The 26834-nt window shown below is 73.3% G+C and carries 25 protein-coding genes and 1 pseudogene; 17 read left to right on the forward strand and 9 right to left on the reverse strand.

All coding sequences use genetic code 11. From position 1 onward, the window contains the following. Nucleotides 1-123: 123 nt before the first annotated feature. Both N3K63_RS11355 and N3K63_RS11360 read left to right on the forward strand, forming a co-directional pair. A complete protein-coding gene (locus N3K63_RS11355) occupies nucleotides 124-1980 on the forward strand; it encodes a DUF6807 family protein (RefSeq protein ID WP_261580288.1) in 1857 nt (618 codons plus the stop codon). Nucleotides 1981-2012: 32 nt separating this feature from the next. Next, nucleotides 2013-3128 (forward strand): Gfo/Idh/MocA family protein, encoded by a 1116-nt coding sequence (locus N3K63_RS11360; protein ID WP_261580289.1) that lies wholly within the window; start codon nucleotides 2013-2015, stop codon nucleotides 3126-3128. 44 nt (nucleotides 3129-3172) lie between these two features. Here N3K63_RS11360 and N3K63_RS11365 read toward each other — a convergent pair whose 3' ends face one another. After that, nucleotides 3173-4174: a LacI family DNA-binding transcriptional regulator gene (locus N3K63_RS11365; protein WP_261580290.1), complete on the reverse strand. Its 1002-nt coding sequence runs from the start codon at nucleotides 4172-4174 to the stop codon at nucleotides 3173-3175. 225 nt (nucleotides 4175-4399) lie between these two features. On the opposite strand from N3K63_RS11365, the gene N3K63_RS11370 reads away from it, so the two are divergent. The 4 genes from N3K63_RS11370 (at nucleotide 4400) to N3K63_RS11385 (ending at nucleotide 10842) form a co-directional block, all read left to right on the forward strand. Then, complete coding sequence (locus tag N3K63_RS11370) at nucleotides 4400-5734, forward strand: ABC transporter substrate-binding protein (protein ID WP_261580291.1); 1335 nt, start codon at nucleotides 4400-4402, stop codon at nucleotides 5732-5734. A 98-nt stretch (nucleotides 5735-5832) separates the two neighbouring features. After that, nucleotides 5833-6972, forward strand: coding sequence for a carbohydrate ABC transporter permease (locus N3K63_RS11375; protein ID WP_261580292.1), 1140 nt, complete (start codon nucleotides 5833-5835; stop codon nucleotides 6970-6972). Next, entirely contained in the window at nucleotides 6972-7928 is a 957-nt protein-coding gene (locus N3K63_RS11380; protein WP_261580293.1) for a carbohydrate ABC transporter permease, read from the forward strand. Before N3K63_RS11375 ends, N3K63_RS11380 begins: the two co-directional genes overlap by 1 nt. 70 nt (nucleotides 7929-7998) lie before the next feature. Further along, nucleotides 7999-10842, forward strand: a complete 2844-nt coding sequence (locus N3K63_RS11385; RefSeq protein ID WP_261580294.1) for an HAD-IC family P-type ATPase — start codon at nucleotides 7999-8001, stop codon at nucleotides 10840-10842. A 9-nt stretch (nucleotides 10843-10851) separates the two neighbouring features. Here the strand turns inward: N3K63_RS11385 and N3K63_RS11390 are convergent, their stop codons facing one another. Together N3K63_RS11390 and N3K63_RS11395 are read right to left on the reverse strand one after the other, a co-directional pair. Continuing rightward, the gene (locus N3K63_RS11390) at nucleotides 10852-11511 is read right to left on the reverse strand and encodes a DUF305 domain-containing protein (protein ID WP_261580295.1); all 660 of its coding nucleotides are present in this window, start codon (nucleotides 11509-11511) and stop codon (nucleotides 10852-10854) included. A gap of 13 nt (nucleotides 11512-11524) precedes the next feature. Then, nucleotides 11525-12235, reverse strand: coding sequence for a DUF3105 domain-containing protein (locus tag N3K63_RS11395; RefSeq protein WP_261580296.1), 711 nt, complete (start codon nucleotides 12233-12235; stop codon nucleotides 11525-11527). A gap of 171 nt (nucleotides 12236-12406) precedes the next feature. Here N3K63_RS11395 and N3K63_RS11400 point away from each other — a divergent pair, with 171 nt between their 5' ends. From N3K63_RS11400 to N3K63_RS11430, 7 genes and pseudogenes are all read left to right on the forward strand, one after another. Further along, the gene (locus N3K63_RS11400) at nucleotides 12407-13735 is read left to right on the forward strand and encodes a multidrug effflux MFS transporter (RefSeq protein WP_390895190.1); all 1329 of its coding nucleotides are present in this window, start codon (nucleotides 12407-12409) and stop codon (nucleotides 13733-13735) included. Nucleotides 13736-13754: 19 nt separating this feature from the next. After that, the gene (locus N3K63_RS11405; RefSeq protein ID WP_261580298.1) at nucleotides 13755-14405 is read left to right on the forward strand and encodes a phosphatase PAP2 family protein; all 651 of its coding nucleotides are present in this window, start codon (nucleotides 13755-13757) and stop codon (nucleotides 14403-14405) included. Between the two features lie 50 nt (nucleotides 14406-14455). Continuing rightward, nucleotides 14456-16342 carry a DUF853 domain-containing protein gene (locus tag N3K63_RS11410; protein ID WP_261580299.1) on the forward strand — a complete coding sequence of 629 codons (1887 nt, stop codon included), beginning with the start codon at nucleotides 14456-14458 and terminating at the stop codon, nucleotides 16340-16342. A 79-nt stretch (nucleotides 16343-16421) separates the two neighbouring features. Then, nucleotides 16422-17960 (forward strand): SDR family oxidoreductase, encoded by a 1539-nt coding sequence (locus N3K63_RS11415; protein ID WP_261580300.1) that lies wholly within the window; start codon nucleotides 16422-16424, stop codon nucleotides 17958-17960. Between the two features lie 133 nt (nucleotides 17961-18093). Continuing rightward, a pseudogene (locus tag N3K63_RS11420) lies at nucleotides 18094-18507 on the forward strand (GNAT family N-acetyltransferase); the annotation flags it as partial. A 129-nt stretch (nucleotides 18508-18636) separates the two neighbouring features. Further along, nucleotides 18637-19092: a MogA/MoaB family molybdenum cofactor biosynthesis protein gene (locus N3K63_RS11425; protein ID WP_261580577.1), complete on the forward strand. Its 456-nt coding sequence runs from the start codon at nucleotides 18637-18639 to the stop codon at nucleotides 19090-19092. Then, nucleotides 19092-19520: a molybdenum cofactor biosynthesis protein MoaE gene (locus tag N3K63_RS11430; RefSeq protein ID WP_261580301.1), complete on the forward strand. Its 429-nt coding sequence runs from the start codon at nucleotides 19092-19094 to the stop codon at nucleotides 19518-19520. Before N3K63_RS11425 ends, N3K63_RS11430 begins: the two co-directional genes overlap by 1 nt. Nucleotides 19521-19544: 24 nt before the next feature. Here the strand turns inward: N3K63_RS11430 and N3K63_RS11435 are convergent, their stop codons facing one another. The 6 genes from N3K63_RS11435 to N3K63_RS11460 are packed head-to-tail and all read right to left on the reverse strand — an operon-like array spanning nucleotide 19545 to nucleotide 23547. Continuing rightward, entirely contained in the window at nucleotides 19545-19778 is a 234-nt protein-coding gene (locus N3K63_RS11435; protein WP_261580302.1) for a MoaD/ThiS family protein, read from the reverse strand. Continuing rightward, the gene (locus N3K63_RS11440; RefSeq protein ID WP_261580303.1) at nucleotides 19778-20047 is read right to left on the reverse strand and encodes a DUF6457 domain-containing protein; all 270 of its coding nucleotides are present in this window, start codon (nucleotides 20045-20047) and stop codon (nucleotides 19778-19780) included. The genes N3K63_RS11435 and N3K63_RS11440 overlap by 1 nt, the downstream gene beginning before the upstream one ends. Beyond that, nucleotides 20044-20703 carry a molybdenum cofactor guanylyltransferase gene (gene mobA / locus N3K63_RS11445; RefSeq protein WP_261580304.1) on the reverse strand — a complete coding sequence of 220 codons (660 nt, stop codon included), beginning with the start codon at nucleotides 20701-20703 and terminating at the stop codon, nucleotides 20044-20046. The genes N3K63_RS11440 and mobA overlap by 4 nt, the downstream gene beginning before the upstream one ends. Next, complete coding sequence (gene moaC / locus N3K63_RS11450) at nucleotides 20700-21170, reverse strand: cyclic pyranopterin monophosphate synthase MoaC (protein WP_261580305.1); 471 nt, start codon at nucleotides 21168-21170, stop codon at nucleotides 20700-20702. Before moaC ends, mobA begins: the two co-directional genes overlap by 4 nt. After that, nucleotides 21167-22420 (reverse strand): molybdopterin molybdotransferase MoeA, encoded by a 1254-nt coding sequence (locus N3K63_RS11455; RefSeq protein WP_261580306.1) that lies wholly within the window; start codon nucleotides 22418-22420, stop codon nucleotides 21167-21169. The genes moaC and N3K63_RS11455 overlap by 4 nt, the downstream gene beginning before the upstream one ends. Further along, complete coding sequence (locus N3K63_RS11460) at nucleotides 22417-23547, reverse strand: ThiF family adenylyltransferase (protein WP_261580307.1); 1131 nt, start codon at nucleotides 23545-23547, stop codon at nucleotides 22417-22419. Before N3K63_RS11460 ends, N3K63_RS11455 begins: the two co-directional genes overlap by 4 nt. 131 nt (nucleotides 23548-23678) lie before the next feature. On the opposite strand from N3K63_RS11460, the gene N3K63_RS11465 reads away from it, so the two are divergent. From N3K63_RS11465 to N3K63_RS11480, 4 genes are read left to right on the forward strand one after another with little or no spacing between them, the layout of a single operon-like run. After that, nucleotides 23679-24065, forward strand: coding sequence for a TOBE domain-containing protein (locus tag N3K63_RS11465; protein WP_261580308.1), 387 nt, complete (start codon nucleotides 23679-23681; stop codon nucleotides 24063-24065). Next, nucleotides 24062-24853 (forward strand): molybdate ABC transporter substrate-binding protein, encoded by a 792-nt coding sequence (modA, locus tag N3K63_RS11470; RefSeq protein ID WP_261580309.1) that lies wholly within the window; start codon nucleotides 24062-24064, stop codon nucleotides 24851-24853. The genes N3K63_RS11465 and modA overlap by 4 nt, the downstream gene beginning before the upstream one ends. 38 nt (nucleotides 24854-24891) lie before the next feature. Beyond that, nucleotides 24892-25722 (forward strand): ABC transporter permease, encoded by an 831-nt coding sequence (locus tag N3K63_RS11475; RefSeq protein ID WP_261580578.1) that lies wholly within the window; start codon nucleotides 24892-24894, stop codon nucleotides 25720-25722. Further along, nucleotides 25719-26816 carry a sulfate/molybdate ABC transporter ATP-binding protein gene (locus N3K63_RS11480; protein WP_261580310.1) on the forward strand — a complete coding sequence of 366 codons (1098 nt, stop codon included), beginning with the start codon at nucleotides 25719-25721 and terminating at the stop codon, nucleotides 26814-26816. The genes N3K63_RS11475 and N3K63_RS11480 overlap by 4 nt, the downstream gene beginning before the upstream one ends. The last annotated feature ends 18 nt before the right edge of the window (nucleotides 26817-26834 follow it).

The following is a 26834-nucleotide window of genomic DNA, read 5'->3' on the forward strand; positions in this document are numbered from 1 at the left end:
CCCGAAGCCGCCGCCCCCACGTCCGCCAGGCCCGTGGGACCGGGCCGAAGTGATGAGGGGTCCGGTCCCACGCGGTACCCGCATGTCACCGAGTAGATTCACATCCCGCGAAAGGGGAGTCCGTTGGTCGAGGTCACGTCCCGTCCGATCACGATGGCGCAGGTCGCGCGCCACGCCGGAGTGTCGCAGGCATCCGTCTCGCGCGTGCTCAACGGCGTCTCGACGGTCGACCCCGCGATCGTCGCGAAGGTGAACCGGGCCGTCGCCGAGCTCGACTACTCGCCGAGCGAGACCGCGCGCAGCCTCGTGCGGGGCCGCAGCCACACGATCGCCCTGCTGGTGCCCGACCTCGAGAACCCCATGTTCCAGGGGGTGCTGAAGGGGCTCACGGTGGCCGCCGCCCGCGACGGATACCGGGTGCTCGTGGCCGACAGCGCCGAGGCCGTCGACATCGAGGCCGACATCGCGCTCGAGGCGCGCACCAAGGGAGACGCGCTCGTGCTCGTCTCGCCGCGCATGCCGGATGCCGTGCTGGAAGACCTCATCCGCCGCGCGGCCCCCGTGGTCGTCGTCAACCGGTCGATCACCGCCTCCGGCACCGGACAGCTCTCGGTCGACTACGCCTCGGCCGCGAAAGAGCTCGGCGAGCACCTGGTGGGCTTCGGCCACACCCGCATCGCCTACATCGGCGGGCCCGCCGGCAGCTACGCCAACCACCTGCGGCTGCAGGGCCTGGCCGATTTCACCCGCGCCCACCCCGATGTGGAGCTGCTCACCATCACCGCCGGATCGTCGATGGAGGCCGGCTACGATGCCGCCGACACCGTGCTCGAGACCGGGGCCACCGCCGCCATCGCCTTCAACGACCTCGTCGCGCTCGGCGTGATGTCGCGCCTGCGCGAGGTGGGCGTCGCGGTGCCCGACCAGCTGTCGATCGCCGGCATCGACGACATCCCGCAGGCCCGCTTCGCCGCGCCGCCGCTCACGTCGATGTCGGTGCCGCGCGCCGAGATCGGCCGGCAGGCCTGGCTGCGGCTGCGCGACCTCATCGACGGCCACGACGCGGCATCCGGGCTCTTCTACCGCCCCACGATCATCGCCCGCGACAGCACCGGACCCGCCTCGCACGCCAGCGGCTGGCTGGGACCGGCCCGCCCCGTGCTGCGCCTGGGCTCGACCGTCGTCGCGCACTACGTCGACGGCGCCGCGGTCGACTCGGTGCTCTCGCCGCGCCCCTACCTGGATGCCGTCGTCTCGCGCGCCGGCACCCCGCTCACCGTCACCGAGCCCACCGACCACCCGCACCACCTCGGGGTGAGCCTGGCCATCGCCGACGTCAACGGCACCTCGTACTGGGGCGGTCGCACCTTCGTGCGCGGCGAGGGCTCGATCATGGTGCCCAACCACGGCCGCCAGCGCCGCGACGACCTGAAGATCGACGATCACGCGCTGCACGAGCGGCTGAGCTGGGTCGACCACCACGGCACCACCCAGCTCGTGGAGGTGCGAGAGATCCGCACCGCCGAGTTCGACGGCGGCTGGGCGCTCAGCTGGCGCAGCCACCTGAAGGCGACGCTGGATGCCATCACCTTCGGCTCGCCGGCATCCAACGGACGCCCGGGTGCCGGCTACGGCGGCATCTTCTGGCGCTTCGCCCCTGACATCGCGAGGGTGTACAGCCCGGCGGGGAGCACCGAGAAGGATGTGCACGGCGCCGCGACCCCGTGGGTGGCCTTCGCCTTCCCGGAGCGGGGGACCACCGTCATCCTGCACCAGGCACGCGAGCCGCTGCCCTGGTTCGTGCGCTTCGGCGAGTACCTCGGCGCCGGCCCCGCCGTCGCGTGGGACGCGCCGCGCCGCCTGCCCGAGGGTGGGTCGCTCGACCTCGAACTGGGCGCCTTCGTGCTCGACAGCTACCTTCCCGGCGCCGACGAGGTGGAGCAGCTGCTCCCCGGCCTGCGCGCACGGACGGGCCTGTGAGCACGGACGGGACTGTGAGCGCGGACGGGCCGGTGAGCACGGACGGGCCGGTGCGGATCGGCCTGGCGGGGGTGCACGGTCACGGCCGCACCCACGTGGAGGCCGCCCTCGCCCTGCAGCGGGACGGCCGCGCCGAGATCGTCGCCGTCGCCGACCCGCGCGGGCCCGGCGACGTGCCCGACGGGGTGGCGCACTTCACGGCCGCGGAAGAGATGATCGCCGCCGGCGGGCTCGACATCGTCGTGCTGTCGACCCCCATCCCCAGCCACGCCGCGCTCGCCGAGGCGGCGCTGGAGGCCGGTGCCCACGTGATGCTCGAGAAGCCGCCGGTGGTCTCGGTCGCCGCGCACGAGCGGCTGCTGGCAGTCTCCGCCCGCACCGGACGCGCCGTGCAGGTGGGCTTCCAGTCGCTCGCCTCCGACGGGGTGGCCGCCACTGCGGCAGCCGCCGCCGGGATCGGCGAGATCCGCCACATCGCCGCGGTCGGGGTGTGGTCGCGCTCCGAGGAGTACTGGCGACGCGCCCGCTGGTCGGGGCGCCGCGTGCTCGACGGTCAGGTGATGGCCGACGGCGTGGTCACCAACCCGCTCGCCCATGCGGTGGCCACCGCGCTCGTCATCGCCGGCGCGCGGGGAGCGGCGGACGTCGCCGCCGTCGAGACCGACCTGCGCCGCGCGAACGACATCGACGCCGACGACACCTCGACGGTGCGGGTGCGCCTGACGGGCGGCCCCGACGTCGTGGCGGCGCTGGCCACGACGGGGGAGCGGCGGCACGAGCCGTTCGTGCTGGTGCGCGGCACGGGCGGCCACCTGATCTACCACTACACGCTCGACGTGCTGAGCGTCTTCGCCGACGACCGGCCGCTGCCGCGCACGTTCCACTTCGCACGCACCGGCGTGCTCGACGACCTCGTGCGCCACGCCGCCGACGGCACCGCCGTGCGCGTGCCGCTGGATGCCACGGGCGCGTTCACCCGGGTGCTCGAAGAAGTCGTGGCCGCGCCTGCCCCGACTGCGATCGAGCGGTTCGAGGTGCACGAGCGCGCGGGGGAGCGCTACCGGGTCGTCCCCGGTATCGGCGCGGCGATGGAACGGGCCGCGTGGGACGGGCTCCTGCTGCGGGAGTTCGACAGCGGCATCGGCTGAGGCGCCCCGGCCCACCGTTCGCCGGCAGGCTCAGCGCGACGGGCTCAGCGGGGTGGGCCGGCCGTGGAGGTGCGGACGATGAGGCGCGCCCGCGTGTGCAGCACGGTGCGAGGCCGCTCGGGGTCGTCGATCTCGGCCAGCAGCGTCGCCACCGCCGCCGCGCCCTGCTCGCGCGGCACCTGGCGCAGCGTGGTGAGGGAGAACATGTCGGCGTACTCGTGGTCGTCGATGCCGACGACGCTGAGGGTGCCCGGCACCTGGATGCCCTGCCGGCGTGCGGCGATGATCGCGCCGACGGCGACCTCGTCGCACACCCCGACGATGGCGGTCGGGCGCTCGCGGGCGTCGCCGAGGATGTCGGCGGCGGCGGCATAGCCGCCGGGCAGGCTCACCTCGGCCGGCACATGTCGGATGAGGGCGGCCAGGCCCGCCTCGGCCATCGCCGAGCGGTAGCCCTGCAGGCGCTGCTGGTCGACGAACGCCGCGTGGGGACCGGCCCCGCCGATGAACGCGATCGCGGTGTGCCCGAGACCGATGAGATGCTCCGTGGCCAGCCGGGCGGCGTGGTCGTCGTCGATGGCGATGACGCTCGTGGACTCGCCGGTGCCCACGACGCTCACGATCGGGCGGCCGATGCGGGTGAGCTGGTCGAGTTCGTGGTCTTCGGGCTCCAGGCCCACCGCGATGAGCCCGTCGAACCTCTTGCGGGCCAGGAAGTCGTCGAAGATGCGGCGTCGGCCGTCGGTGCCCGGGCGCGCGTCGTAGAGGGTGAGATCGAGGCCCTCGGTCAGCAGGGCCGCCTGCACGCCCTCGAGCACCTCGGCGAAGAACCAGCGGTTCAGATAGGGCATGACCACGCCGATGTTCTTCGTGCGGCCGGTGGCCAGGCTCACCGCGCTGGTCGAGGCGACGTAGCCGAGTTCTTCGGCCACCTCCTGCACGCGGGTGCGGGTGGCGGCCGAGACGTATCCCGTGCCGGTCAGGGCGCGACTGGCGGTGGCCTTCGAGACTCCCGCGCGTGCCGCGACATCCGCGATGCCCGTCATGCTCCTCCTCATCGAGTGGTCACAGGATACCCGACCGTCCGCGCAAATGTGGAACCGCTTCCTTCTCCGTGGGTGCGCTCTCATAGACGCTGAAGGACGTTATGGGGCCGTAATGAGTGAAATCTTGTGTGTTCGCCGGGAGTCGCCTACCGTGGGTGTGGAATCGGTTCCCTACGGGAGCCATGTGCATCAGGAACAGCCGAGCACTCAACGAGGAGGATTCACATGGGGATGTCACGGCGGCGCTGGATTGCGCCGATCGCGCTGATCGGAGCGACGGGAATGGCGCTGGCGGGTTGCAGCGGCGGCCCGGGATCGACCGGCGGTGGTGACGACGCCAGCGGCGGCGGCGACAACGTCGTCACGGTGTACGGCACGATCGCCGACACCGAGGCCGAACTGCTGGAGCAGTCCTGGGCCGACTGGGAAGAAGAGAACGACATCGACATCCAGTACGAGTCGTCCAAGGAATTCGAGGCGCAGATCGCGGTGCGCGCACAGGGCGGCAACGCCCCCGACCTCGCGATCTTCCCGCAGCCGGGCCTCATGGCCGACATCGCGAACCGCGATTACCTGAAGCCGGCCCCGCAGGCCGTCGCCGACAACGTCGCCGAGGGGTGGACCGAGGACTGGGCCAACTACGGCACGGTCGACGGCACCCTCTACGGCGCGCCGCTGATGGCCAGCGTCAAGGGCTGGATCTGGTACTCGCCCTCGATGTTCGCCGAGAAGGGCTACGAGGTCCCCACCGACTGGCAGGGGATGCTCGACCTCACCGCGAAGATCCAGGCCGACTCCGGCAAGGCGCCGTGGTGCATCGGCTTCGGCTCCGACGCGGCCACCGGATGGCCGGGCACGGACTGGATCGAAGACCTCGTGCTGCGCCAGTCGGGCACCGACGTCTACGACCAGTGGGTGGCCAACGAGATCCCGTTCACCGACCCGCAGATCAAGTCGGCCTTCGACGAGTTCGGCAAGATCGCGCTCAACCCGCAGTACGTCAACGCGGGCTTCGGCGACGTCGCCTCGATCGTGACCACGCCCTTCGGAGACACGGCCACGGCCCTCGCCAGCGGCGAGTGCGCGCTGCACCACCAGGCCTCGTTCTTCGACGGCTTCATCACCGACGCCGGCGCCACCGTGGCCGAAGACGGCGACATCTGGGCCTTCCTGATGCCGCCCTTCGAGGCCGGCGGCGAGGCCGAGGGCGACGTCGTCACCGGTGGTGGCGAGATCGTCGCCGCGTTCGACGACTCCGAGGCGACGCAGAAGGTGCAGGAGTACCTCTCCAGCGCCGACTGGGCCAACTCGCGCGTCAAGCTCGGCGGTGTGATCAGCGCCAACAAGGGCCTCGACCCGGCCAACGCCTCCAGCAAGATCCTGTCGGCGGCCATCGAGATCCTCCAGTCCGACACGACCACGTTCCGCTTCGACGCCTCCGACCTCATGCCGGGCGCCGTGGGTGCGGGATCGTTCTTCAAGGGCATGATCGACTGGGTCAACGGCTCGTCGACCGACACCGTGCTCGAGCAGATCGAATCGGGCTGGCCCTCCAGCTGACCTGATCGTGAGCGGGGCCGTCCCTGAGGGGGCGGCCCCGCTTCTCACCCGCGGCACCGCCGCATCCGCGTTCCCCGCCGTGCTCGAAAGGCCCGTGCATGACCATCCAGAACTTCTTCCGATGGCTGGCGACGCTCAACCCGTGGCTGGAGATCGTCGTCATCGTCGCTCTCTTCCTCGCCGTCGTCGGTCTCATCCTCTTCTTCATCGAGATCGCCCCGCGCGAGGGCAAGATCTACACGTGGATCCGCCTGGCCGCCTGCGTCGTCGGCCCCGCTCTCGTCTTCATCATCATGGGCTCGTGGCTCGAGGCGGCCATCGCCGCCGGCGTGCTGGGCCTGCTCTTCTTCTTCCTCGACAAGCGCGCCAAGGGCGGCGCGGGGTCGATGTTCCAGCTCATCGGCTTCCTGACCCCCGCGCTGGCGCTGCTGGCGGTGGGCCTGGTGGTGCCGACCATCCAGACGATCGTGCAGGCGTTCATGAACTCCCGCGGTACCGAGTTCGTCGGCGCCGACAACTTCATCTGGATCTTCACCCAGCCGCAGAACGTGCGCGTCATCGTCAACACGATCATCTGGGTGCTGGTGGCCCCGATCGTCTCGACGATCGCGGGTCTGGCCTACGCGTACTTCATCGACAAGACCCGCGGTGAGAAGTACTACAAGATCCTCGTGTTCATGCCGATGGCGATCTCGTTCGTCGGCGCGTCGATCATCTGGCGCTTCATGTACACCGCCCGTCCCGAGGAGATCGGCCAGATCGGCTTCCTCAACCAGGTGATCGTCTGGTTCGGCGGACAGCCGTACAACTTCCTGGCCGACGACCCGTGGAACACGCTCTGGCTGATCGTCGTGTTCATCTGGATCCAGACCGGTTTCGCGATGGTCGTGCTCTCGGCGGCGATCAAGGGTGTGCCCGCCGAGCAGCTCGAAGCCGCCGAGCTCGACGGCACGAACGCCTGGCAGCGCTTCATCAACGTCGTCGTCCCCGGCATCCGGCCCGCCCTGATCGTGGTGCTCACCACGATCTCGATCGGCTCGCTGAAGGTGTTCGACATCGTGCGCACCATGACCGCCGGAGCCAACAACTCCTCGGTGCTGGCCAATGAGATGTACACCCAGTTCCGCAGCTTCGAGGCCGGACGGTCGGCGGCATTCGCGCTCATCCTGTTCGTGCTCGTGATGCCGATCGTCATCTACAACGCCGTGCAGCTGAAGAAGCAGAGGGAGATCCGCTGATGACCGTCGCACCCGCAGCACTCGCCGTCGACGACCAGTCGGCGCGCCGCTCCAAGCGCGGCGAGAAGAAGATGCTCGCCGACACCAAGAACCGCCTGAGTTCGCGCTGGGCCACGGCGGCCGCGCTGATCATCGCCGCCGTCTGGACGGTGCCGACCTTCGGCCTGTTCCTCACCTCGTTCCGCCCGCCCGAGCTGATCAACACCACCGGCTGGTGGACGATCTTCCAGAACTGGGGCTTCACGCTCGACAACTACGCGACCGCGCTGCAGACCGGCAACAGCCAGCTCGACATGGCGGGCGCGTTCGTCAACTCGATCGCGATCACCATCCCCGCCGTCGTGCTGCCGATCTCGGTGGCGCTGCTGGCGGCCTACGCCTTCGCGTGGATGGACTTCAAGGGCAAGAACGTGCTGTTCGTGTTCGTGTTCGCCCTGCAGATCGTCCCGATCCAGATGGCCCTGATCCCGCTGCTGCAGCTGTTCTCGCAGGGCACGATCTTCGGCTTCCCGGTGTTCGAGGCGTTCGGGTCGGCCGGGTACGCGCAGGTGTGGATCGCGCACACGATCTTCGGCCTGCCGCTGGTGATCTACCTGCTCCACAACTTCGTGTCAGAGATCCCCGGCGACGTGATCGAGGCCGCCCGCGTCGACGGCGCCGGTCACGGGCAGATCTTCTTCCGCATCATCCTGCCCCTCACGGCGCCGGCGATCGCGTCGGTCGCGATCTTCCAGTTCCTGTGGGTGTGGAACGACCTGCTCGTGGCGCTGATCTTCGCCGACGGCAACGTGGCGCCGATCACCAAGCTGCTCGCCGAGATGACCGGCAGCCGCGGTCAGGACTGGTACCTGCTCACCGCCGGTGCGTTCATCGCGCTCGTCGTGCCGCTCATCGTGTTCCTGTCGCTGCAGCGCTTCTTCGTGCGCGGCCTGCTGGCCGGCTCGACGAAGGGCTGACACCGGCGCACGGAAGGCGGGCGGGGCGCGGAGCCTCGCCCGCCTTCCGCTTTGGCCCTAGCCTGGGCGTATGGAGCAGACGGATGCCGCGGCGGCGGCGGTCACGACCGGCACCGACCCCGAGGTCGGTCTCACCGCGGCAGCCGTGCAAGAGCGGGTGGCGGCCGGCGAGGTCAACGCCTACCGCGGCGGCACCAGTCGCAGCGCGGGGAGCATCATCCGCGCGAACGTGTTCACCCTGTTCAACGGGATCGTCTTCGCCTGCTTCGCCGTGCTGTTCGCCCTGGGGCGCTGGCAGGACGCGCTGTTCGGGTTCTCGGCGGTGGCCAACGCGATCATCGGCTCGGTGCAGGAGTTCCGCGCCAAGGCCGCGCTCGACAAGCTGGCGCTGCTCAACGCCGCTCCCGCGCGCGTGCGCCGGGACGGCCGTGAGGCCGAGATCGCGCCCGGCGAGGTCGTGCGCGGCGACATCCTCGTGCTGCGTGCCGGCGACCAGCTGCCCGCCGATGCGGTGATCGTCGCCGCGCGCGGACTGCAGATCGACGAGTCGATGCTCACCGGCGAGTCGGAGGCCGTCGACAAGAAGCCGGGCGACGAGTCGCTGTCGGGCTCGATCGTGGTGGCCGGCGAGGGGGCGGCCGAGGTCGTGCGGGTGGGTGCGGACTCGTATGCCAACAAGTTCGCCGACGAGGCCAAGCGCTTCTCGCTCGTGGGTTCCGAGCTGCGCGACTCGATCAACCGGGTGCTGCGCTGGGTGGGCTGGGGCATCGGTCCGATCGGCCTGCTGGTGCTCAACGCCCAGATGCAGGTGGCGGGCGGCTGGGCGCGGGCGTGGGAAACGGGCAGCTGGGTGCAGGCGACGGTCAACACGATCGCATCGCTGACGGCGATGATCCCGCTCGGTCTCGTGCTGATGACCTCGATCGCCTTCGCGGTGGGGGCCGCCAAGCTCGCCGGCCGCCAGGTGCTCGTCAACGAGCTGCCCGCGGTGGAGGGCCTCGCCCGCATCGACGTCATCTGCCTCGACAAGACCGGCACGCTCACCGTCGGCGAGATCGCCTTCGCCGACGCCGAGCCGCTGGTCGAGGTCGACGGCTGGCGCGACGCGCTGGCCTGGTACGGCGCGGCCCCCGAGGCCAACGCCACCGCCCGCACCCTCGCCGGCGCCTTCCCGGTGGGCGTCGCCCGCACCGCGGCGCAGGCCGTGCCGTTCTCGTCGGCGCGCAAGTGGAGCGCGGTGTCGTTCGCCGAGGCGCCGGGCACCTGGGTCATGGGTGCCCCCGAGATGATCTTCGGCGACGAGGCCACCGACACCGGACAGGCCCTCGGCGCCCTGGTCACCGCCCGCGCCTCGGCCGGGCGGCGCACCCTCGTGCTCGGCTACGCCCCCACCGCCCTCACCGACGCGCAGGCCCGGGCCGAGCAGCTGCCCGGCGACGTGCGACCGGCGGTCGTGCTGACCTTCCGCGAGCAGGTGCGCCCCGACGCCGCCCAGACCCTGACGTACTTCCGCGAGCAGGGGGTGGGCATTCGCATCATCTCGGGCGACAACCCGCGCACGGTCGCCGCCATCGCCCGCGAGGTCGGCGTCGAGGTCGACGAGGGCTTCGACGCGCGGTTGCTGCCCACCGACGAGGCAGAGCTGGGCGCCGTGCTCGACGCCCACGCCGTGTTCGGCCGGGTGACCCCCGAGCAGAAGAAGAGCATGGTCACCGCCCTGCAGGCCCGAGGGCACACCGTGGCGATGACCGGCGACGGCGTCAACGACGCCCTCGCGATCAAGACCGCCGACATGGGCATCGCCATGAACTCCGGCTCGCCGGCCACGAAGGCCGTCGCGCGCCTCGTGCTGCTGGACGGGCAGTTCTCGCACCTGCCCGACGTCGTCGCCGAGGGGCGCCAGGTGATCGCCAACATCGAGCGGGTCTCGATGCTGTTCCTCACCAAGACCGTCTACGCGACGGCGCTGGCCATCCTCTTCGGGGTGATGGTGCTGGAGTTCCCGTTCCTGCCGCGGCAGCTGTCGATCACCGACGGGCTCACCATCGGCATCCCCGCCTTCTTCCTGGCGCTGCTGCCCAACGCGCGCCGCTACGTGCCCGGGTTCCTGCGCCGCTCGCTGAGCTTCGCCATCCCCGCTGGCATCATCGTGGCCCTCGCGCTGACGGTGTACACCCGCGCCGCGCTGGCCCTCGGGGTCGAGCAGGACGCGCTGCGCACTGGGTCGACGATCATGCTCGCCGTCATCGGCATCTGGATCCTCGCGGTGCTCGCCCGCCCCCTCAACCGCTTCACGGGGGCCGTGGTCGGCGGGATGTTCATCGCGCTGGTCGTGCTGTTCTCGGTGGGGCTGGCCCGGCAGTTCTTCGTACTGGTCGACCCGGGCGGGGACGCCGCCTGGGTGCTGGCGCTGGTGACGGTCGTCGCCATCGTGCTGATCGAGGTGCTGCGGGTGTTCCACAAGCGCTTCGTGCAGCGTGAGCTCGCTGCCGGCGGGTCGCCGGCCATCATCGATCGGCCGCTGCGCCGGCCCATCACGATCACCGTGGCCGTCGCGCTGGTCTACCTGGCGGGCCTCGTGAACGCGCTGTACGGCCTGCTCGTGCTGCTGCTGCGCTACGACGTGCCGGGCGATCTGGTCTTCGCGTTCTCGCTGATCGGGGCCGGCACCATCCTGTTCGGCCTGCTGTCGATCGGCGCGGCGGCGGGGCTCTCCCGCGGCAGCGGACTGTCGCGGCTCTACGTCACGGTGCTGGCGGTGGCCCTCATGCTGCTGCAGGTGGCCTCGCTCGTGGCCGCGCAGACCTGGAGCACGGTGTCGATCGTGCAGATCGTGGTCTACCTGGCGGTGCTCACCGTGCTGTGGACGCCCCCGGGCGCGCGCTTCTTCCGGCCCGTCCGCACCGCGGGCTGAGCGCCCGGGTCACCCGGCGCACGACAGCTGCGACTGCAGCGAGCGCATCAGGTCGATTTCGGCCGACTGCGTCGCCAGCACTCCGCGGGCCACCTGCAGGGCGCGCGGCTCGGAGCCGAGGTCGATGAGGGCCTGCGCCATGGGCAGCGCGCCCTCGTGGTGGCGGATCATCAGCTCCAGGAACAGGCAGTCGCCGGCGGTGCCGGTGGCCTGCTGCAGCTGCTGCATCTCGGCGGCCGAGGCCATGCCCATCTGCGTCATCAGCTCGGCGTCGGTCGCCGTCTCGCCGGCCCCGCCGTGCGCGTGGTCGGTGCCGGCCATCCACGCCATCAGCGGTCCGCCCGCCTGCGGCAGGTTCCACTTCACCAGCCAGTCGTAGAACTCGCCGCGCTGGGCCGACTGCGTCGTGGCGATGTCGTAGGCGAGCACCCGGATGCCGGGATCGTCGGTGGTGCGGTAGGTCTGCATCGCCATCTCGACGGCCTGACCGTGGTGCACCTGCATGTCGCGGGCGAACCCCGCCTCGGCCGACGTGCTCAGCGGGGTGGACGGGGTCTGCCCGAACGTCGAGAACCGGCCGATCGCGAAGGCCACCGCCACGACGCCGACCGCCACCAGCAGCACCGCCCACCAGGGCGGCAGGGCGCGGCGGGGCTGGTCGCCTGTCATGCGGGTGCGTCGGTCACGACTGCTTGCCGGGGCCGTCGATCGCGCCGGCGCAGCTCGCGCCGGGCTCGGGCACGTTCTGGCTGCGCCAGTACTCCTCGAAGAACTCGGGGATGCGGGTGTCGGAGGCGCTGTCCAGCTGCAGCTGCGAGTTCCAGCCGCTCAGCACGATCGGGCTCGGCAGGCCCTCGTAGGGGGAGAGGATCACGTAGCTGCTGGGGAGGTGGCTCCTGAGCGTCGCCAGTTCGTCGGCCGAGACGGCATCCGCGTCGTAGGTGACCCAGATCGCGCCGTGCTCGAGCGAGTGCACCGCGTTCTCGTCGGTCTGCGGCTGGTCGTAGACGCCGCAGTTGAGCCAGTACTGGTTGTGCGGGCCGCCCGCGGGCGGCGTCTGGGCGTAGTCGACGGTGCCCTCGACGTGGGTCGTCTCGTTGGTGAACGTCTCGACGCCCTCGATCTCGGCGCCCGAGCTGTCGCCGGCGGTGTAACTGGCGGCGCGGGGGGTGAAGGCGATCGAGGCGACGACCACGGCGATCACGACGAGGGCGGCGGTGGATCCGACGATCCACCACATGAGCTTGGTGCGCCGGCGGCGGGCCAGCTGGCGCTGGTACTCGGCGAGCTTCTGCTGCTTCTGCTGCTCGCGCTGCTGCTTGACGGTGAGGGTGATGTCGGCCTGCGTGGCGGGGTTGCCGCTGGTGCGCTTGCCGGGGGAAGTCGGGGTCATGATGAGTGATCTCGGCTCTCGATGCGGGCCGCGCGGGAAGAGTGCGGCCCTTTCATCCTATGCAGGCGCATGGGAGCGGCGGCTGGGAGAGCGCTATGATCGTGGAGGCCCTCGAATCGTTTCGGGCCCTCTCGCCGGTCTCTCGGCACACCCCCCTCACTTCGTCTGGACATCGTGCGCGACACTGCCTCCATCCGTCTGCCCGCCGCCGGTCGCCCCGCGACCGGCGCGATCCGCACCCTCGGCGCGAACCCCGCGACCGCCCCGATCGTGCTGCACCCGGGGGATGCCATCCCGGGGCGGCGCCGCGTGCTGTACATCATCCTGCTGGGCGCGCTGACGGCCCTCGGCCCCTTCACCATCGACCTCTACCTGCCGGCCTTCCCGGTGCTGCAGGAGGACTTCCAGACCACCGCCGCCGCCATCCAGCTCACCCTCACCGGCACGATGATCGGCTTCGCGCTCGGTCAGCTGATCGTCGGTCCGCTCAGCGACAAGGTCGGCCGACGCCTGCCGCTGCTGGCGGTCACCGCACTGCACGTGGCGGCGAGCATCGCCGCGGCCCTGGCCCCCGACCTGCTGCTGCTGAGCCTGGCCCGCGTGCTCATGGGCATCGGCGCCGCCGCCGGCGGCGTGGTGGCGATGGCCATCGTGCGCGACCTGTTCGGAGGCCGGCGCCTGGTGGTCATGCTCAGCAGGCTGGCGCTGGTGTCGGGGGTCGCCCCGGTGCTGGCCCCGCTGGTGGGCTCAGCACTGCTGGTCGTCATGCCCTGGCGCGGCATCTTCATCGTGCTCGCCGCCTACGGTGCGGTGATGCTCGTCTCGGCGATCGTCTTCATCCCCGAGACGCTGCCGCGCGAGCGCCGGCAGGAGAAGGGCACCACCACGGTGCTGCAGCGCTACAAGAACGTGCTGTCGGACCGCGTGTTCATCGGTGTGCTCATCATCGGCGGCATGACCTTCTCGGGCCTGTTCTCCTACCTGTCGAGCTCGTCGTTCCTCTTCCAGGAGTCCTACGGCTTCAGCGCGCAGGAGTACGGCGTGCTGTTCGCGGTCAACTCGCTCGGCGTCGTGCTGGGCGTGCAGACCGCCTCGCGACTGGCCGCCCGCTTCGGCCCGCAGTGGGTGATCGCCTTCTCGACCGCGGCGCTCGTCGTCGCCGCCGTCGCCATCGTCGTCGCCGACCAGGCGGGCCTCGGGCTGTGGGGCACGATCGTGCCGCTGTTCTTCTTCATCACCGCGTGCGGGTTCACCTTCCCCTGCGTGCAGGTGCTCGCCCTCGACCGCCACGGCAAGGCCGCCGGCACCGCCGCCTCGCTCATCGGCGCCTGCAACTTCGGCGTCGCCGGCATCATCAACCCGGTCGTGGGCTGGGTGTCGCAGGGGTCGGGCATCACCGCCACCACGATGGCCGCCGTCATGGCCGGCTGCGCCGTGATCGCGGTGCTCTCGCTCTGGCTCGTGGTGCGCCCGCGCACGGTGGAGCGCCTCGCCCCCTGACATGGGGCACAATGGCCCGATGACCGCGCGCGCCACCGATCCCGAGATCACCGCGGCGCTGCGCCTGCTCGTCGTGGGCGTCGTGCTGCTGGTGATCGGCCTGACGCTGGGCGTCGTGCTGGAAGCCGGCGAGACCGACCTCATCGACGTCGACGCCTGGTGGAACTCGGTCGTGGGCACCTTCGCGCCCGGGCTGCTGGGGCTGTCGATGTTCATGAACACGATGGGCGGCGGTGTCATCGCCACCTACGTGATCCCGCTGGTGGGGGCGCTCGTGCTGGTGCTGGTGCGCCGGCCGTGGGGCGCGCTCTACTTCCTCACCGCGTCGGCGGTCAGCGCCGGCACCGTGCAGGTGCTGAAGTCGATCTTCGGGAGGGTGCGCCCCGAAGAGATGCTCGTCATCTCCGACCACGGCTCGTTCCCCTCGGGCCACACCGCCAACGCGGCGACGATCGCCGTGGTGGCCGTGGTGCTCTTCCCCCGGCTGTGGGTGGCGCTGCTGGGGCTCGGCTGGCTCTCGCTCATGGGCTTCAGCCGCACGCAGGTGCACGCGCACTGGCTCACCGACACGCTGGGCGGTGCCATCATCGGCGCGGCCATGGCCCTCATCGTCGCCGCCGCCTACGGCATCCCGCTGCTGCGCGAACGCGAGCGCGCCCTCGGACCCTGACCGCGCGACACCCTTGCGTCGACGGGGTGCGGGCTGGCTAGGCTGACCGCATGAGCGCCGCCGCCGAGCCGTCCGATCCCGCCGCTGCGGCCGAACTGGCGCGGCTGCGCGCCGAGGCCGAAGCCGCCGAAGCCGCCCTCGCCCTCGCGCAGGCCAAGGCCGCGCTCGCCGCCGCCGAGGCCGCCGCCGCCCGTGCCGCACAGGCGCCCGCGCCGACGTCGCCTGCGGCGGATGCCGCGGCCACGGCGCCCGAGCCAGCAGCGCCCGAGCCCGAGCCGGCCGCGCCGACGGCATCCGCCCCTGCCGCCCCCGCACCGCTCACCGCCGACGAGGTCGCGGCCGTCACGGCGGGCTACACGTTCGAGGGGGCCACCCTCGACCTGGGCGCGCTCGTCAACGGAGATCCCGTCGCCGAGGCGCAGGTGCGCATCCCGCTCGCGATGCTCAACCGCCACGGGCTGGTGGCCGGGGCCACCGGCACCGGAAAGACGCGCACGCTGCAGGGCCTGGCCGAGCAGATCGCCGCCCAGGGCGTGCCGGTGTTCGCCGCCGACATCAAGGGCGACCTGTCGGGCATGGCCACGCCGGGCGAGCCCAGCGACAAGCTGCGGGCCCGCACCGCCGCGATCGGCCAGGACTGGGCGCCGGCCGCGTCGGCCGTGGAGTACTTCGCCCTCGGCGGCATCGGCACCGGGGTGCCGGTGCGGGCCACCGTCTCGGGCTTCGGTCCGCTGCTGCTGAGCAAGGTGCTGGGGCTCAACGCCACGCAGGAGTCGAGCCTCGGCCTGGTGTTCCACTACGCCGACGCGCACGGCCTCGCCCTGGTCGACCTGTCGGACCTGCGCGCGGTGCTCGGCTACCTCACCAGCGACGAGGGCAAGGGCGAGCTCAAAGAGCTCGGCGGACTGTCGGCGGCCACCGCCGGGGTCATCCTGCGCGAACTCATCACCTTCGCCGACGGCGGGGCCGACGTGTTCTTCGGCGAGCCCGAGTTCGACGTCGCCGACTTCCTGCGCACCGCCGCCGACGGCCGCGGCATCGTGAGCCTGCTCGAAGTGCCCGGCATCGCCGACAAGCCGGCCCTGTTCTCGACCTTCCTCATGTACCTGCTCGCCGAGCTGTTCGAGCTGCTTCCCGAGGTGGGCGACACCGACAAGCCGAAGCTGGTGTTCTTCTTCGACGAGGCGCACCTGCTGTTCCGCGACGCGTCGAAGGACTTCCTCGCCGCCATCACCCAGACCGTGCGCCTCATCCGCTCCAAGGGGGTGGGCGTCTTCTTCGTCACCCAGACCCCCAAAGACGTGCCCGCCGACGTGCTCGCCCAGCTGGGCTCGCGCGTGCAACATGCGCTGCGCGCCTTCACCCCCGACGACGCCAAGGCGCTGCGGGCGACGGTGGGCACCTACCCCAAGAGCGGATACGACCTGGAGCGCACGCTGCAGGAGCTCGGCACCGGCGAGGCGATCGTCACCGTCATGAGCGAGCGCGGGTCGCCGACGCCGGTCGCCTGGACGCGGCTGCGCGCGCCGCTCGGGCTCATGTCGCCGACGCCCGAACCGGCGATCGTCGCCGCGGTGACGGCATCCCCGCTGCGGGCCCGCTACGGCACCGCGCTCGACCGCGAGTCGGCGCGCGAGATCCTCACCGCCAAGATGAACGCCGCCGCCGCGGCAGACGCCGCTGCCGAGCAGGCGGCGCAGCAGGCGAAGACCGATGCCGAGTTCGCCCGGCAGCAGGCCGCTGTCAAGAAGCAGGCCGACGCCGAGGCCGCCGCCCGCCAGAAGGAGTACGAGCGCCTCATGAAGGCGACCTCGGGGCGCTCGCGCACCAGCCGGGCCGCGCAGAAGAGCCCCCTCGAGCAGGTGCTCAGCTCGAAGACGACGCAGACGATCCTCGGCAGCGTCATCCGCGGCATGTTCGGCAACGGCCGCCGCTGACGGGTCGACCCACGGGCAGGTCACCGGCTGCCTGTCAAGGTCCTCGGGCGTGCCGGGATGCGCGCCTAGCATCGGGAGCATGACCGAGCTCACCGCACCCACCGGCCGCGAAGACGCCCTGCGCGCGCAGCCCCGCGCCGACGGGTCGGCGCCCCGGGCGCTCGTGCTCGGGGCCACCGGCTACATCGGCGGACGACTCGTGCCGCGGCTGCTGGCCGCCGGCTACCGGGTGCGCGTGCTGGCCCGCGACGCCGCCCGGGTCGCGGCTTTCTCATGGGGGCCCGAGGTGGAGATCGTCGAGGGGGCGGCCGAAGACCCCGCCGCCATGGCGCAGGCCGCACCCGATGTCGACGTGCTCTACTACCTCGTGCACTCGATGGCCGCCGGGGCCGGATTCGAGGATGCCGACCTGCGCGCCGCCGAGACCGTCGCCGCCGCGGCGGCCGAGGCCGAGGTCGCGCGCATCGTGTACCTCGGCGGACTGCACCCGGACGACGCCGCCCTCTCGCCGCACCTGCGCTCGCGGGTCGCGGTGGGCGAAGTGTTCCTCGCCTCGGCTGTGCCCACCATCGTGCTGCAGGCCGGTGTCGTGATCGGTTCGGGGTCGGCCTCGTTCGAGATGGTGCGCCACCTCACCGACGTGCTGCCCTACATGCCGGCGCCGCGGTGGGTGCGCAACCGCATCCAGCCCATCGCCGTGCGCGACGTGCTGCACTACCTGCTCGGCGCCGCGCGGGTGCCCCGGGACGTCGACCGGGCCTTCGACATCGGCGGACCCGACGTGCTGCGCTACGGCCAGATGATGAACGGGTACGCCGTGGAGGCGGGCTTGCGGCAGCGGGCGATCGCCGCCCTGCCGGTGTTCACCCCCGGGCTCGCCTCGCACTGGGTGAACCTCGTCACCCCCATCCCGCGGGCGATCGCCCGGCCGCTGGTGGCCTCGCTGCAGAACGAGTGCGTCATGCGCGACCACGACATCGACGACGTCATCGCGCCCCCCGAGGCCGGGCTCACGCCCTACCGGCGCGCGGTCGCGCTGGCGCTGGGGCGCGTGCGCGCCGACGACGTGGAGACCAGCTGGCTCGACGGCGAGGTGAGCGGGGTGCCCTCCGACCCCCTGCCCAGCGACCCCGACTGGGCCGGGCGCACCGCCTTCACCGACCTGCGCACCGCCGAGACGACCGCGTCGGCCGAGAAGCTGTGGGCCGTCATCAGCGGGATCGGCGGTGAGAACGGGTGGTACTCGTCGCCGCTGCTGTGGGCGGCGCGCGGCTGGATGGACCGCCTCGTGGGCGGAGTGGGGCTGCGCCGCGGCCGCCGCAGCCGCACCCGCATCGTCGTGGGCGACGCCATCGACTTCTGGCGCGTCGAGCAGGTCGAGCCCGGGCGCCTGCTGCGCCTGCGCGCCGAGATGAAGGTGCCGGGACTGGCGTGGCTCGAACTGCGCTGCACGCCCACGGCGGACGGCGCCCACTACGAGCAGCGCGCCGTGTTCTTCCCCACCGGGCTGGCCGGCCGGCTGTACTGGCTGGCCGTGCTCCCCTTCCACGGCTTCATCTTCCGCGGCATGGCCAATCGCATCACCGCGACGGCGGAGGCGACCGGCGGGGGAGAATAGGGGCGTGCCCACCATCCGCCCCGTGCGCCCCGGAGACGAGCCCGCCCTCGCCGAGATCTGTCTGCGCACCGCCGACGCCGGCGCCGACGGGACGGGGGTGCTCGACGATGACGCGCTGTGGGCGGAACTGTTCGTGCTGCCCTACGCCGCACGGCATCCCGAGCTCGCCTTCGTCGTGGTCGGCGACGACGACGTGCCGCTGGGCTACGTGGTGGGCGCTCCCGACACCGCCGCCTTCGACCGCTGGTTCGCCGCCGAGTGGTGGCCGCCCCGCGCGCACCGCTGGCCCCGCCCCGACGGGCCCGCCCGCACGCGGCAGGACGAGATCGCCGCGATCGGCCACGACCGCGGCGGCGCACCCGCCCCCTACGCCGACCACCCTGCGCACCTGCACATCGACCTGCTGCCCGTGCTGCAGGGCCAGGGCTTCGGCCGCCGCCTGATCGACCGGTTCGTCGCGGCGCTGCGCGCCCAGGGGGTTCGCGGGGTGCACCTGGTCGCCGACGCGCGCAACGCGGGCGCGGTGGCCTTCTACGAGCGGCTCGGCTTCACGCGTCTCCCCGCAGACGACGGCGCCGCCGCCTTCGGGCTCACGATCGCGCCCGACACTCCCACCGATGCCCCTGCGGATGCCGACGCGCACGCTGCGCCGGATGCCGCACGTGCGGCCGCGGTCATCACGGTGTCCGACCGCAGTGCGGCGGGGCTGCGCGAGGACCGCAGCGGCCCGGTGGCCGTCGCGGCGCTGCGCGAGGCCGGGTTCGCCGTGGCCGACGCCACCGTCGTGCCCGACGGCGCCGGCGCGGTGGCCGCGGCTCTGCGGGCCGCCCTGGACGGCGGTGCCCGGGTGATCGTCACCACCGGCGGCACCGGGGTCGCCCCGCGTGATCGCACCCCCGAGGGCACCGCCGAGGTGCTCGACCGCGAGCTGCCCGGCATCGCCGAAGAGCTGCGCCGCCGCGGTGCCGCCGAGAAGCCCGCCGCCGTGCTCAGCCGCGGGATCGCGGGCGTGGCCGGCCGTGCCCTCATCGTCAATCTGCCCGGGTCGACGGCCGCCGTGGCATCCGGCATGCCGGTGATCCTCGCCGTCGCCGGTCACGTGATCGACCAGCTCGAAGGAGGAGACCACTGATGCGCGAGGTCAGGATCGCCCGGATCAGCCAGGCGCCCCTCGATGTGGCGGCCCATCTCGCCGCCGTCGAAGACCCGCGGGTCGGCGGGGTGACGAGCTTCATCGGCACCGTGCGCGACCACGACCCCGACGCCAGCGACGCGGTGGTCGCCCTGGAGTACTCCGCCCACCCGGATGCCGAGGCGGCGCTGCGCGAGATCGCACTGACGGCCATCGGGTCGGCGTCGGCCGTGGTGGCCGTCAGCCACCGGGTCGGCCGGCTGCAGGTCGGCGAGGCGGCCGTGGTGATCGCCGTCGGGGCCGCCCACCGCGGCGATGCGTTCGCGGTGTGCCGCGAGGTGATCGAGGCGATCAAGCGCGACCTGCCGGTGTGGAAGCGCCAGCACGCCGCCGACGGGTCGGCGGCGTGGAAGGGCATCGGGGGCTGAGACGCCCCCGCCGTTCGCGGCGGGTCAGCCGCCCGCGAACGGCGGCAGCACGTCGACCAGCGCGTCGGCGCCCAGCGGCTCGCCGTCGTCGGCGCGGCGACCGTCGACGAGCACCGCGCACCGCGGCAGGATCCGGCCCAGCTGCGGGTAGTCGGCGGTCAGGGCGCTGCGCAGCGCCCCGAGGTCGGTCTCCGGCCGCACCTCGTCGGCGCGGCCGGCGAACTCCTCGGCCGCGGCGAAGTAGCGCACGTGGGCCATCAGGACTCCGGCTGCCAGTCGGCGGCCCGGGCGGTGACGGTGGCCACGGCCGCGGCGATGTCGTCGGGCGATCCGCCCGCGCGGCCGGCGGCCAGGCCCGCGGCGAAGGCGCTCAGCGGCGCCGCGGGGCGCGCGACCCCCTGCGCGACGTCACGCGCCAGATCCAGCACCAGGGTGATGGGCAGGTCGCCGGGTTCCAGTCCCAGCGCCGTGCGCAGCTCGGCCGCCCACGCGTCGAGGGCCTCGGGGGGCAGTGTGCGCTCGCTCATGCTCGTTCCTCCTCCATGTGTCGGCGCGCTCGCGCCAGGTCGTCCCAGGTGTCGACGTCGTCGGTCTCGTGCGCGGGGGCGGCGACGACGGCCACCGCCACATCGTCGAGCAGGGCGCGCATCGAGGCGCCCCGTCCGGCATCCGGCAGCGCGGCCGCCGCGCGGCGCAGGGCCGCCGTGCGGTAGACCCCGATGAGCCACTGCGGGCGGGAGGCGGCGTCGGCCAGGCACAGTCCGTCGGTGTCGGCGGGCAGCAGCGCCCGGTCGCGGCGCAGCCGCGCGACGGCGTCGGCGATGCCGGGCAGGTCGCAGGCCAGCAGGTAGGTCCACGTCGGGTCGGCCCCGGCGCCCGGGGCGGGGGCGAGCGCGGCGAGGGCGGCGACCACCGCGGCGGCGGGGCCGGCGAACGGCGGGTCCTCCCGCGTCCAGCGCACGCCACCGGCGGCGGGCTCGGCAGGTGCGGCGGGTTCGGCGGGCGGCGGATCGCCGACGACGATCACCGGCGCGCAGTCCGACACGGCCACCAGCGCGCGCTGCAGCAGCGTCGCCCCGGCCACCTCGAGTGCGGGCTTGTCGGTGCCGCCCATGCGCGACCCGCGGCCGCCGGCGAGCAGGATCGCCCCGTCGACGCCGTCACCGCCGGTCACGGTGCTCATTCCGGCCGGGTCCACGCACCCGACTTGCCGCCGGTCTTCGCGGTGATGCGCACGTGTTCGATCGAGGTGGCCTTGTCGAGGCCCTTCACCATGTCGACGATCGCGAGGGCCGCCACCGACACGGCGGTGAGGGCCTCCATCTCCACGCCGGTGCGGTCGGCGGTGCGCACCGTGGCGCGCACCTCGACGCCGTCGTCGACGAGCTCGAGGTCGACGGTCGCGCCGTGCACGCCGATGACGTGGGCCAGGGGCAGCAGCTCGGGGGTGCGCTTGGCGGCCTGGATGCCGGAGATGCGGGCCACGGCCAGCACATCGCCCTTGGGCACGCTGCCGTCGCGCAGGGCCGCGACCACCTCGGGGGAGCAGCGCACGAAGCCGGCCGCGCTGGCGGCGCGCACTGTCGGCTGCTTCTCGGTGACATCCACCATGCGGGCGTGGCCCGCCTCGTCGAGGTGCGTGAAACTCATGCGCCCCATCCTTCCAGCAGCATGACGTCGACGTCGTCGCCCGCGGCGACGGCATCCGTCTCGGCGGGGACGACGGCCAGCGCGTGGGCGCGGGCGAGGCCGCCCGCCAGGTGCGAGCCCGACCCGCCCCCGGTGGCGGGGCGCACCGTCAGGCCGCCGGGGCCGGTCTCGACGACGGCGGGGAGGTACTGGCGACGGCCCGGCGGGGTGCGCCAGCCGGTGCCGGCGGCGACACGCAGCGTGGGGCGGTGCAGCTGCGCTCGCCCCTGCAGGGCCAGTAGCGCCGGGCGCACGAACACCTCGAACGAGACGGCGGCGCTCACGGGGTTTCCGGGGAGGCCGAACAGCAGCGTGCCGCCGGGCAGCACCCCGAAGCCCTGCGGTTTGCCGGGCTGCATGGCCACCTTCGTGAAGGACATGGTGCCCGCCAGCTCGATGCGCACGACCTCGAAGGCGCCGGCGCTGACCCCGCCCGAGAAGACGACGACATCCGGCGGTGCGGCGTCGGCGGCCACGCGCGCGAGGGCGTCGCGCAGCGCGTGACCCTCGTCGTCGACGCTCAGCCGTGCGACGACCTCGGCGCCCGCGGCGACGACCATGCCGGCCAGCAGCACGCTGTTGGACTCGGGGATCTGCCCGCGGCGGAGCGGGGATCCGGCGGGCACCAGCTCGCTGCCGGTGGAGATGACGGCCACCCGCGGGCGGTGCGAGACCACGACCTCGGCGACCCCGGCGGCGGCCGCGGCCGACACCTGGAACGGGCCGAGCAGGCTGCCTGTCTCGATGATCACCTCGCCCGTGCGCACGTCGTCGCCCGCGCGGCGCACGTGCGCGCCGGTGGCGGCGGGCGCCTGCTGCACGACGACGGTCACCAGCGAGTCGGCCAGGCCCCCCGCGGTCGCCTCGAACGGCACGACGGTGTCGGCGGCGGTGGGAACGGGGGCGCCGGTCATGATGCGTGCGGCCTCGCCGGGGCCGAGGGCCGGATCGGCGTCGGTGCCGGCCGGCAGATCGGCGACCACCCGCAGGTGCACCGGATGGGCGGCGGTGGCGCCCTCGACATCGGCGCCGCGCACGGCGAAGCCGTCCATCGCCGAGTTGGCGAACACCGGGATGTCGACGGCGGCGTGCACGTCTGCGCGGAGCGTCGCCCCGAGCGCGTCCGGCACGGCGAGGGTCTGCGTGCCCAGGGGGCGCACCGCGGCGAGCACCTCGGACAGCTGCTCTTCGACGGTGCGCAGCGCGCTCATCCCTGCGTCCACGCGGCCAGCCCACCCGCCAGGATGTCGGCGTCGACGCCGTGACCGCGCAGGGCCATGGCGGCCTGACGCGCGCGCACGCCGTGCGCGCAGATGACCACGACGCGGTCTTCGCCGAGCTGCGCTGGGTCGGCCAGGAACGTGCCGAGGGGGATGACCACAGACCCCGCGACGACGCCGCGCTCGGTCTCCCACGGCTCGCGCACGTCGAGCAGCACCGCGCCGCCGGCCTGCGCCTCGAGCATCTCGGGGGCGCTGAGCTCGCGCGGTCCCGTCGCGGCGGGGGCGGGTGCGGGGGCGGATGCGGGTGCGGCAGGGGCCGGTGCGGCGGGCGCCGCGGTCGCGGGGGCGGTCACCGGGTGCAGCGCCACCTCGCGGGTCGTGGCCTTCAGCGCGTCGATCAGCAGCACGCGGCCGAGCAGCGTCTCGCCCACACCGGTCACGAGCTTGATCGCCTCGACGGCCATCAGGCTGCCCGTCTGCAGGCAGAGGGCGCCCAGCACCCCGACGGCCGCGCAGGTGGGCGGCTCGCCGACCGTCTCGGGCGGGTGGAGGTCGGACAGCCGGGTGGCGGTGGCGCCGGCGGGCGGGTCGCTCCAGAACACGGTCACCTGCGCGTGGAACTCCTGCACGACGCCCCACACCAGCGGCACGCCCGCGCGCTCGCACGCGGCGGCGACGTCGGCGCGGGTGGCGAAGGTGTCGCTCGAGTCGACGACGAGGTCGGCCCCAGCCAGCAGATCGTCGGCATTGTCGGCGGTGAGGCGCTCGCGGCGGGCGATCACGCGGGTCTCGGGAGAGAGGTCGGCGGCTGCGCGCACCGCCGAATCGATCTTGTCGGCGCCGATGTCGCGCTGCCGGTGCAGCACCTGACGCTGCAGGTTGCCGGCATCCACGACGTCGTCGTCGATGACGGTGAGCGTGCCCACCCCCGCGGCGGCGAGGGCGAGGATCACGGGCGAGCCGAGACCCCCTGCGCCGACGACGGCGATGTGCGCGGCGGCGAGGCGGCGCTGGGCGAGGTCGCCGAAGCCGCCGAGGGCGGTATGGCGGGCGGTGCGCTCCTGCTCGGGGGGGCTGAGCGCGGCGACGGGGGCGACGAGAGGGGGGAGGGGCACCCGACCAGGCTACGCCCGCGCGCGATCGCCGGGTCGGTGCACGACCGGGGGAACCGTCGCATCGGCCGCGTTCCGCTGATGCGCGTCTTTGCGCCCTCTTTCTCCGCGGATGCGGTGATAGCGTGGGCGCCATGACGAGTTTCCGGATCTCCGAGGCCGCCCGGCTGCTCGGCGTGAGCGATGACACCGTGCGGCGCTGGGTCGACCAGGGGGCTCTCCCGGTCACCGACGCCCACCCGGCCGAGATCCCCGGCGACGCGCTCGCCGCCCACGCGGTGCGCCTCGCCGACGCCCCCGACGCCGACGGCCGGTCCAGTGCCCGCAACCGCTTCGTCGGGCTGGTCACCCGAGTGCAGATCGACGGCGTGATGGCGCAGGTCGACATCCAGGCCGGGCCCCACCGCGTCGTCTCGCTGCTGTCGGCTGAGGCCGCCCGCGAGCTCGACCTCGAGGTCGGGTCGCTGGCCACCGCGGTCGTCAAGGCCACCGCGGTCATCGTGGAACGGCCGAAGGCATGACCGCCCGCCGCCTCGGCGCCGCCGCGCTGGTCACCGCCGCGCTGCTGCTGGCCGGATGCGCCTCGGCCGCCGATCCCGCACCCGCTCCCTCGTCGACACCGACCGCCGCCGGCCCCACCGGCGAGCTCACGGTCTTCGCCGCCGCCTCGCTCGCGACGGCCTTCGACGAGCTGGCCGCGCAGTTCGAGCAGGCCCACCCCGGCCTGGACGTGCTGCCGATCAGCTACGACGGCTCATCGACGCTGGCGACCCAGCTGATCGAGGGCGCGCCGGCCGACGTATTCGCCTCGGCCGACGAGAAGAACATGCAGAAGGTCGTCGATGCGGACGTCGCCACCGGCCCCGAGCTGTTCGCCACCAACGTGCTCACCCTCGTCGTTCCCGCCGGCAACCCCGCCGGCATCAGCGGCCTCGACGACCTCGCCGCCGCCGACCGCACCGTCGTGCTGTGCGCCGCCGAGGTGCCCTGCGGGGCGGCATCGGCCACCCTGCTGCAGAACGCGGGCGTCACCCCCAGCGTCGACAGCTACGAGCAGAACGTCACCGCCGTGCTCACCAAGGTCGCCGCCGGCGAGGCCGACGCGGGCCTGGTGTACGTGACGGATGCCGCGACCACCGACGACGTCGAGACGGTGGACACCCCCGGTGCCGACGCGGTCGTCAACCGCTACCCGATCGTCGCCCTCGACGCCGCCCCCAACCCCGAGGCGGCCGCCGCCTTCGTCGCCTTCGTGCGCGGGCCGGAAGGGCGCGCCGTGCTGACCGGGCTCGGCTTCGGGTCGCCGTGACCTCGGCCGCGCCGCACCGCGCGGCATCCGCGCGACGCGTGCGCAGGCAACGGCGGGGGGCGGGGGAGCGCGGCTTCGTGCCGCAGATCCTCATCCTCCCCGCCGTGCTCGCCCTGGCGCTGCTCGTGGTGCCGCTGGCGGCCCTCGTCGGGCGGGTGGAGTGGTCGACCCTCGGCGCCGACATCACCTCGCCGGCGGCGCTGTCGGCCCTCGGGCTGTCGCTGCTCACGGGCCTCATCGCCACCGTGGTGTGCGTCGTGCTCGGGGTGCCGCTGGCCCTCCTCATCGCGCGCACCGGGCCGCGCACCGCGGCGCTGCTGCGCGCGGCGGTGACCGTGCCCCTCGTGCTGCCGCCGATGGTCGGCGGCGTCGCGCTGCTGTTCCTGTTCGGGCGCACCGGCTGGCTCGGACCGGTGCTGGCCGATCTCGGCATCCGCATCCCGTTCACCACCGCCGCGGTCGTGCTCGCGCAGACCTTCGTCGCGCTGCCGTTCCTCGTGCTCGCCCTGGAGGGCGCCCTGCGCTCGACGGGGGTCGGCTACGAGCAGGCCGCGGCGGCGCTCGGGGCCGGCCGCTGGCGCATCCTCTTCCGGGTCACCCTGCCGCTGGCCGCGCCGGGGCTGATCGCCGGCACCGTGTTGTGCTTCGCCCGCGCGGTGGGCGAGTTCGGGGCGACCGCGCTGTTCGCCGGCAACGCCCCCGGTGTCACCCAGACGATGCCGCTGGCCATCTACACCGCCTTCAACGGGGCCGGGGTGTCGCAGGGCACCGCGGTGGCCCTGGCGCTGCTGCTGCTGGTCACCGCCGTCGCGGTGCTGCTGCTCGTGCGCGCCTGGCGGCCCGGAACGGTGCGGGAGGGCGCCCGATGACCGGCGCACGGCTCGACGCGCGAGTGGTGCTCACCCGAGGCCCACTGGACATCGACGTGGCCGTCACCGCCGACCCCGGCCAGACTCTGGCGGTGATGGGCCCCAGCGGCGCGGGCAAATCGTCGCTGCTGGCCGCGATCGCCGGGCTCCTGCCGCTGCGGGGCGGGCACGTGCGGGTCGACGACCGCGAGCTCTCGCGCCGTGGCCGCACCACCGCGCCGCCCCGACGCGGCATCGTGCTGCTCGGGCAGGACCCGCACCTGTTTCCGCACCTCGACGCCCGCGACAACATCGCGTTCGGGCTGCGCGCCCGCGGCGTGCCGCGCGCGCAGGCGCTGACCGAAGCCGACGAGTGGCTGTGGCGCATCGGCATGTCGGGCTCGGGCGGCCACCGCCCCGCCGAGCTGTCGGGCGGGCAGCAGCAGCGTGTGGCCCTGGCCCGGGCGCTGGCCACCCGCCCCGCCGTGCTGCTGCTCGACGAGCCGCTCACCGCGCTCGACCCCGAGACCTCGTCGGGGGTGCGCGCGGTGCTCGCCGCGCAGCTGGCCGCGGCCCGCACGACCACGGTGATGGTCACCCACGACGCCATCGACGCGGCCGCCCTCGCCGACGCGCTGCTGATCGTCGAGGGGGGACGCGTCACCCAGCACGCGCCGGTGCGCGAGGTCTTCGCCGCCCCGGTCACCCGCTTCGGCGCGGCGATCTCGGGCGTGAACCGCCTGGTGGGCGACGTCGCCGACGGCACCTGGCGTTCGGGGGCGCTGGCACTGCCGGCATCCGCCCTCGCCGACGGACCCGCCGTGGCCCTCATGCGCCCCGAAGACATCGCCTTCGCGCCGGTGCCCGAGACCACCTGGACGGCCGCGCTGCGTCTGCAGGATGCCGACGGGCCGCCGCACCCGGGGGAGTGGCTGGCGCGCATCGAGCGGATGGAGCCCACCCCCTCGGGGGTGCGGGTGCACACCGCCGACCCCGACCTGGCGGTGGCCGTGCCGCTGGATGCCGTCGCCGCGCACACCCTCGCCATCGGGCGCCCGGTGCGTCTGCGCGTCGACCCCGCCGCCGTGCGGCTGCACGCCGCCGGCGCGGCGTGACGCGCGCGGGGGCGACGG

The organism is Microbacterium festucae, from assembly GCF_025421715.1.
Lineage (GTDB): Bacteria > Actinomycetota > Actinomycetes > Actinomycetales > Microbacteriaceae > Microbacterium > Microbacterium festucae.

Excerpts from the sequence above, each read along its gene's own strand:
- moaC (WP_261580305.1), bottom strand. The coding sequence starts at position 21,170 with ATGAGTTTCACGCACCTCGACGAGGCGGGCCACGCCCGCATGGTGGAT.
- N3K63_RS11410 (WP_261580299.1), top strand. The coding sequence starts at position 14,456 with ATGAGCGCCGCCGCCGAGCCGTCCGATCCCGCCGCTGCGGCCGAACTG.
- N3K63_RS11380 (WP_261580293.1), top strand. The coding sequence starts at position 6,972 with ATGACCGTCGCACCCGCAGCACTCGCCGTCGACGACCAGTCGGCGCGC.
- N3K63_RS11435 (WP_261580302.1), bottom strand. The coding sequence starts at position 19,778 with ATGGCCCACGTGCGCTACTTCGCCGCGGCCGAGGAGTTCGCCGGCCGC.
- N3K63_RS11370 (WP_261580291.1), top strand. The coding sequence starts at position 4,400 with ATGGGGATGTCACGGCGGCGCTGGATTGCGCCGATCGCGCTGATCGGA.
- mobA (WP_261580304.1), bottom strand. The coding sequence starts at position 20,703 with ATGAGCACCGTGACCGGCGGTGACGGCGTCGACGGGGCGATCCTGCTC.
- N3K63_RS11415 (WP_261580300.1), top strand. The coding sequence starts at position 16,422 with ATGACCGAGCTCACCGCACCCACCGGCCGCGAAGACGCCCTGCGCGCG.
- N3K63_RS11375 (WP_261580292.1), top strand. The coding sequence starts at position 5,833 with ATGACCATCCAGAACTTCTTCCGATGGCTGGCGACGCTCAACCCGTGG.
- N3K63_RS11405 (WP_261580298.1), top strand. The coding sequence starts at position 13,755 with ATGACCGCGCGCGCCACCGATCCCGAGATCACCGCGGCGCTGCGCCTG.
- N3K63_RS11430 (WP_261580301.1), top strand. The coding sequence starts at position 19,092 with ATGCGCGAGGTCAGGATCGCCCGGATCAGCCAGGCGCCCCTCGATGTG.
- N3K63_RS11480 (WP_261580310.1), top strand. The coding sequence starts at position 25,719 with ATGACCGGCGCACGGCTCGACGCGCGAGTGGTGCTCACCCGAGGCCCA.
- N3K63_RS11395 (WP_261580296.1), bottom strand. The coding sequence starts at position 12,235 with ATGACCCCGACTTCCCCCGGCAAGCGCACCAGCGGCAACCCCGCCACG.
- N3K63_RS11385 (WP_261580294.1), top strand. The coding sequence starts at position 7,999 with ATGGAGCAGACGGATGCCGCGGCGGCGGCGGTCACGACCGGCACCGAC.
- N3K63_RS11465 (WP_261580308.1), top strand. The coding sequence starts at position 23,679 with ATGACGAGTTTCCGGATCTCCGAGGCCGCCCGGCTGCTCGGCGTGAGC.
- N3K63_RS11440 (WP_261580303.1), bottom strand. The coding sequence starts at position 20,047 with ATGAGCGAGCGCACACTGCCCCCCGAGGCCCTCGACGCGTGGGCGGCC.
- N3K63_RS11455 (WP_261580306.1), bottom strand. The coding sequence starts at position 22,420 with ATGAGCGCGCTGCGCACCGTCGAAGAGCAGCTGTCCGAGGTGCTCGCC.
- N3K63_RS11365 (WP_261580290.1), bottom strand. The coding sequence starts at position 4,174 with ATGACGGGCATCGCGGATGTCGCGGCACGCGCGGGAGTCTCGAAGGCC.
- modA (WP_261580309.1), top strand. The coding sequence starts at position 24,062 with ATGACCGCCCGCCGCCTCGGCGCCGCCGCGCTGGTCACCGCCGCGCTG.
- N3K63_RS11390 (WP_261580295.1), bottom strand. The coding sequence starts at position 11,511 with ATGACAGGCGACCAGCCCCGCCGCGCCCTGCCGCCCTGGTGGGCGGTG.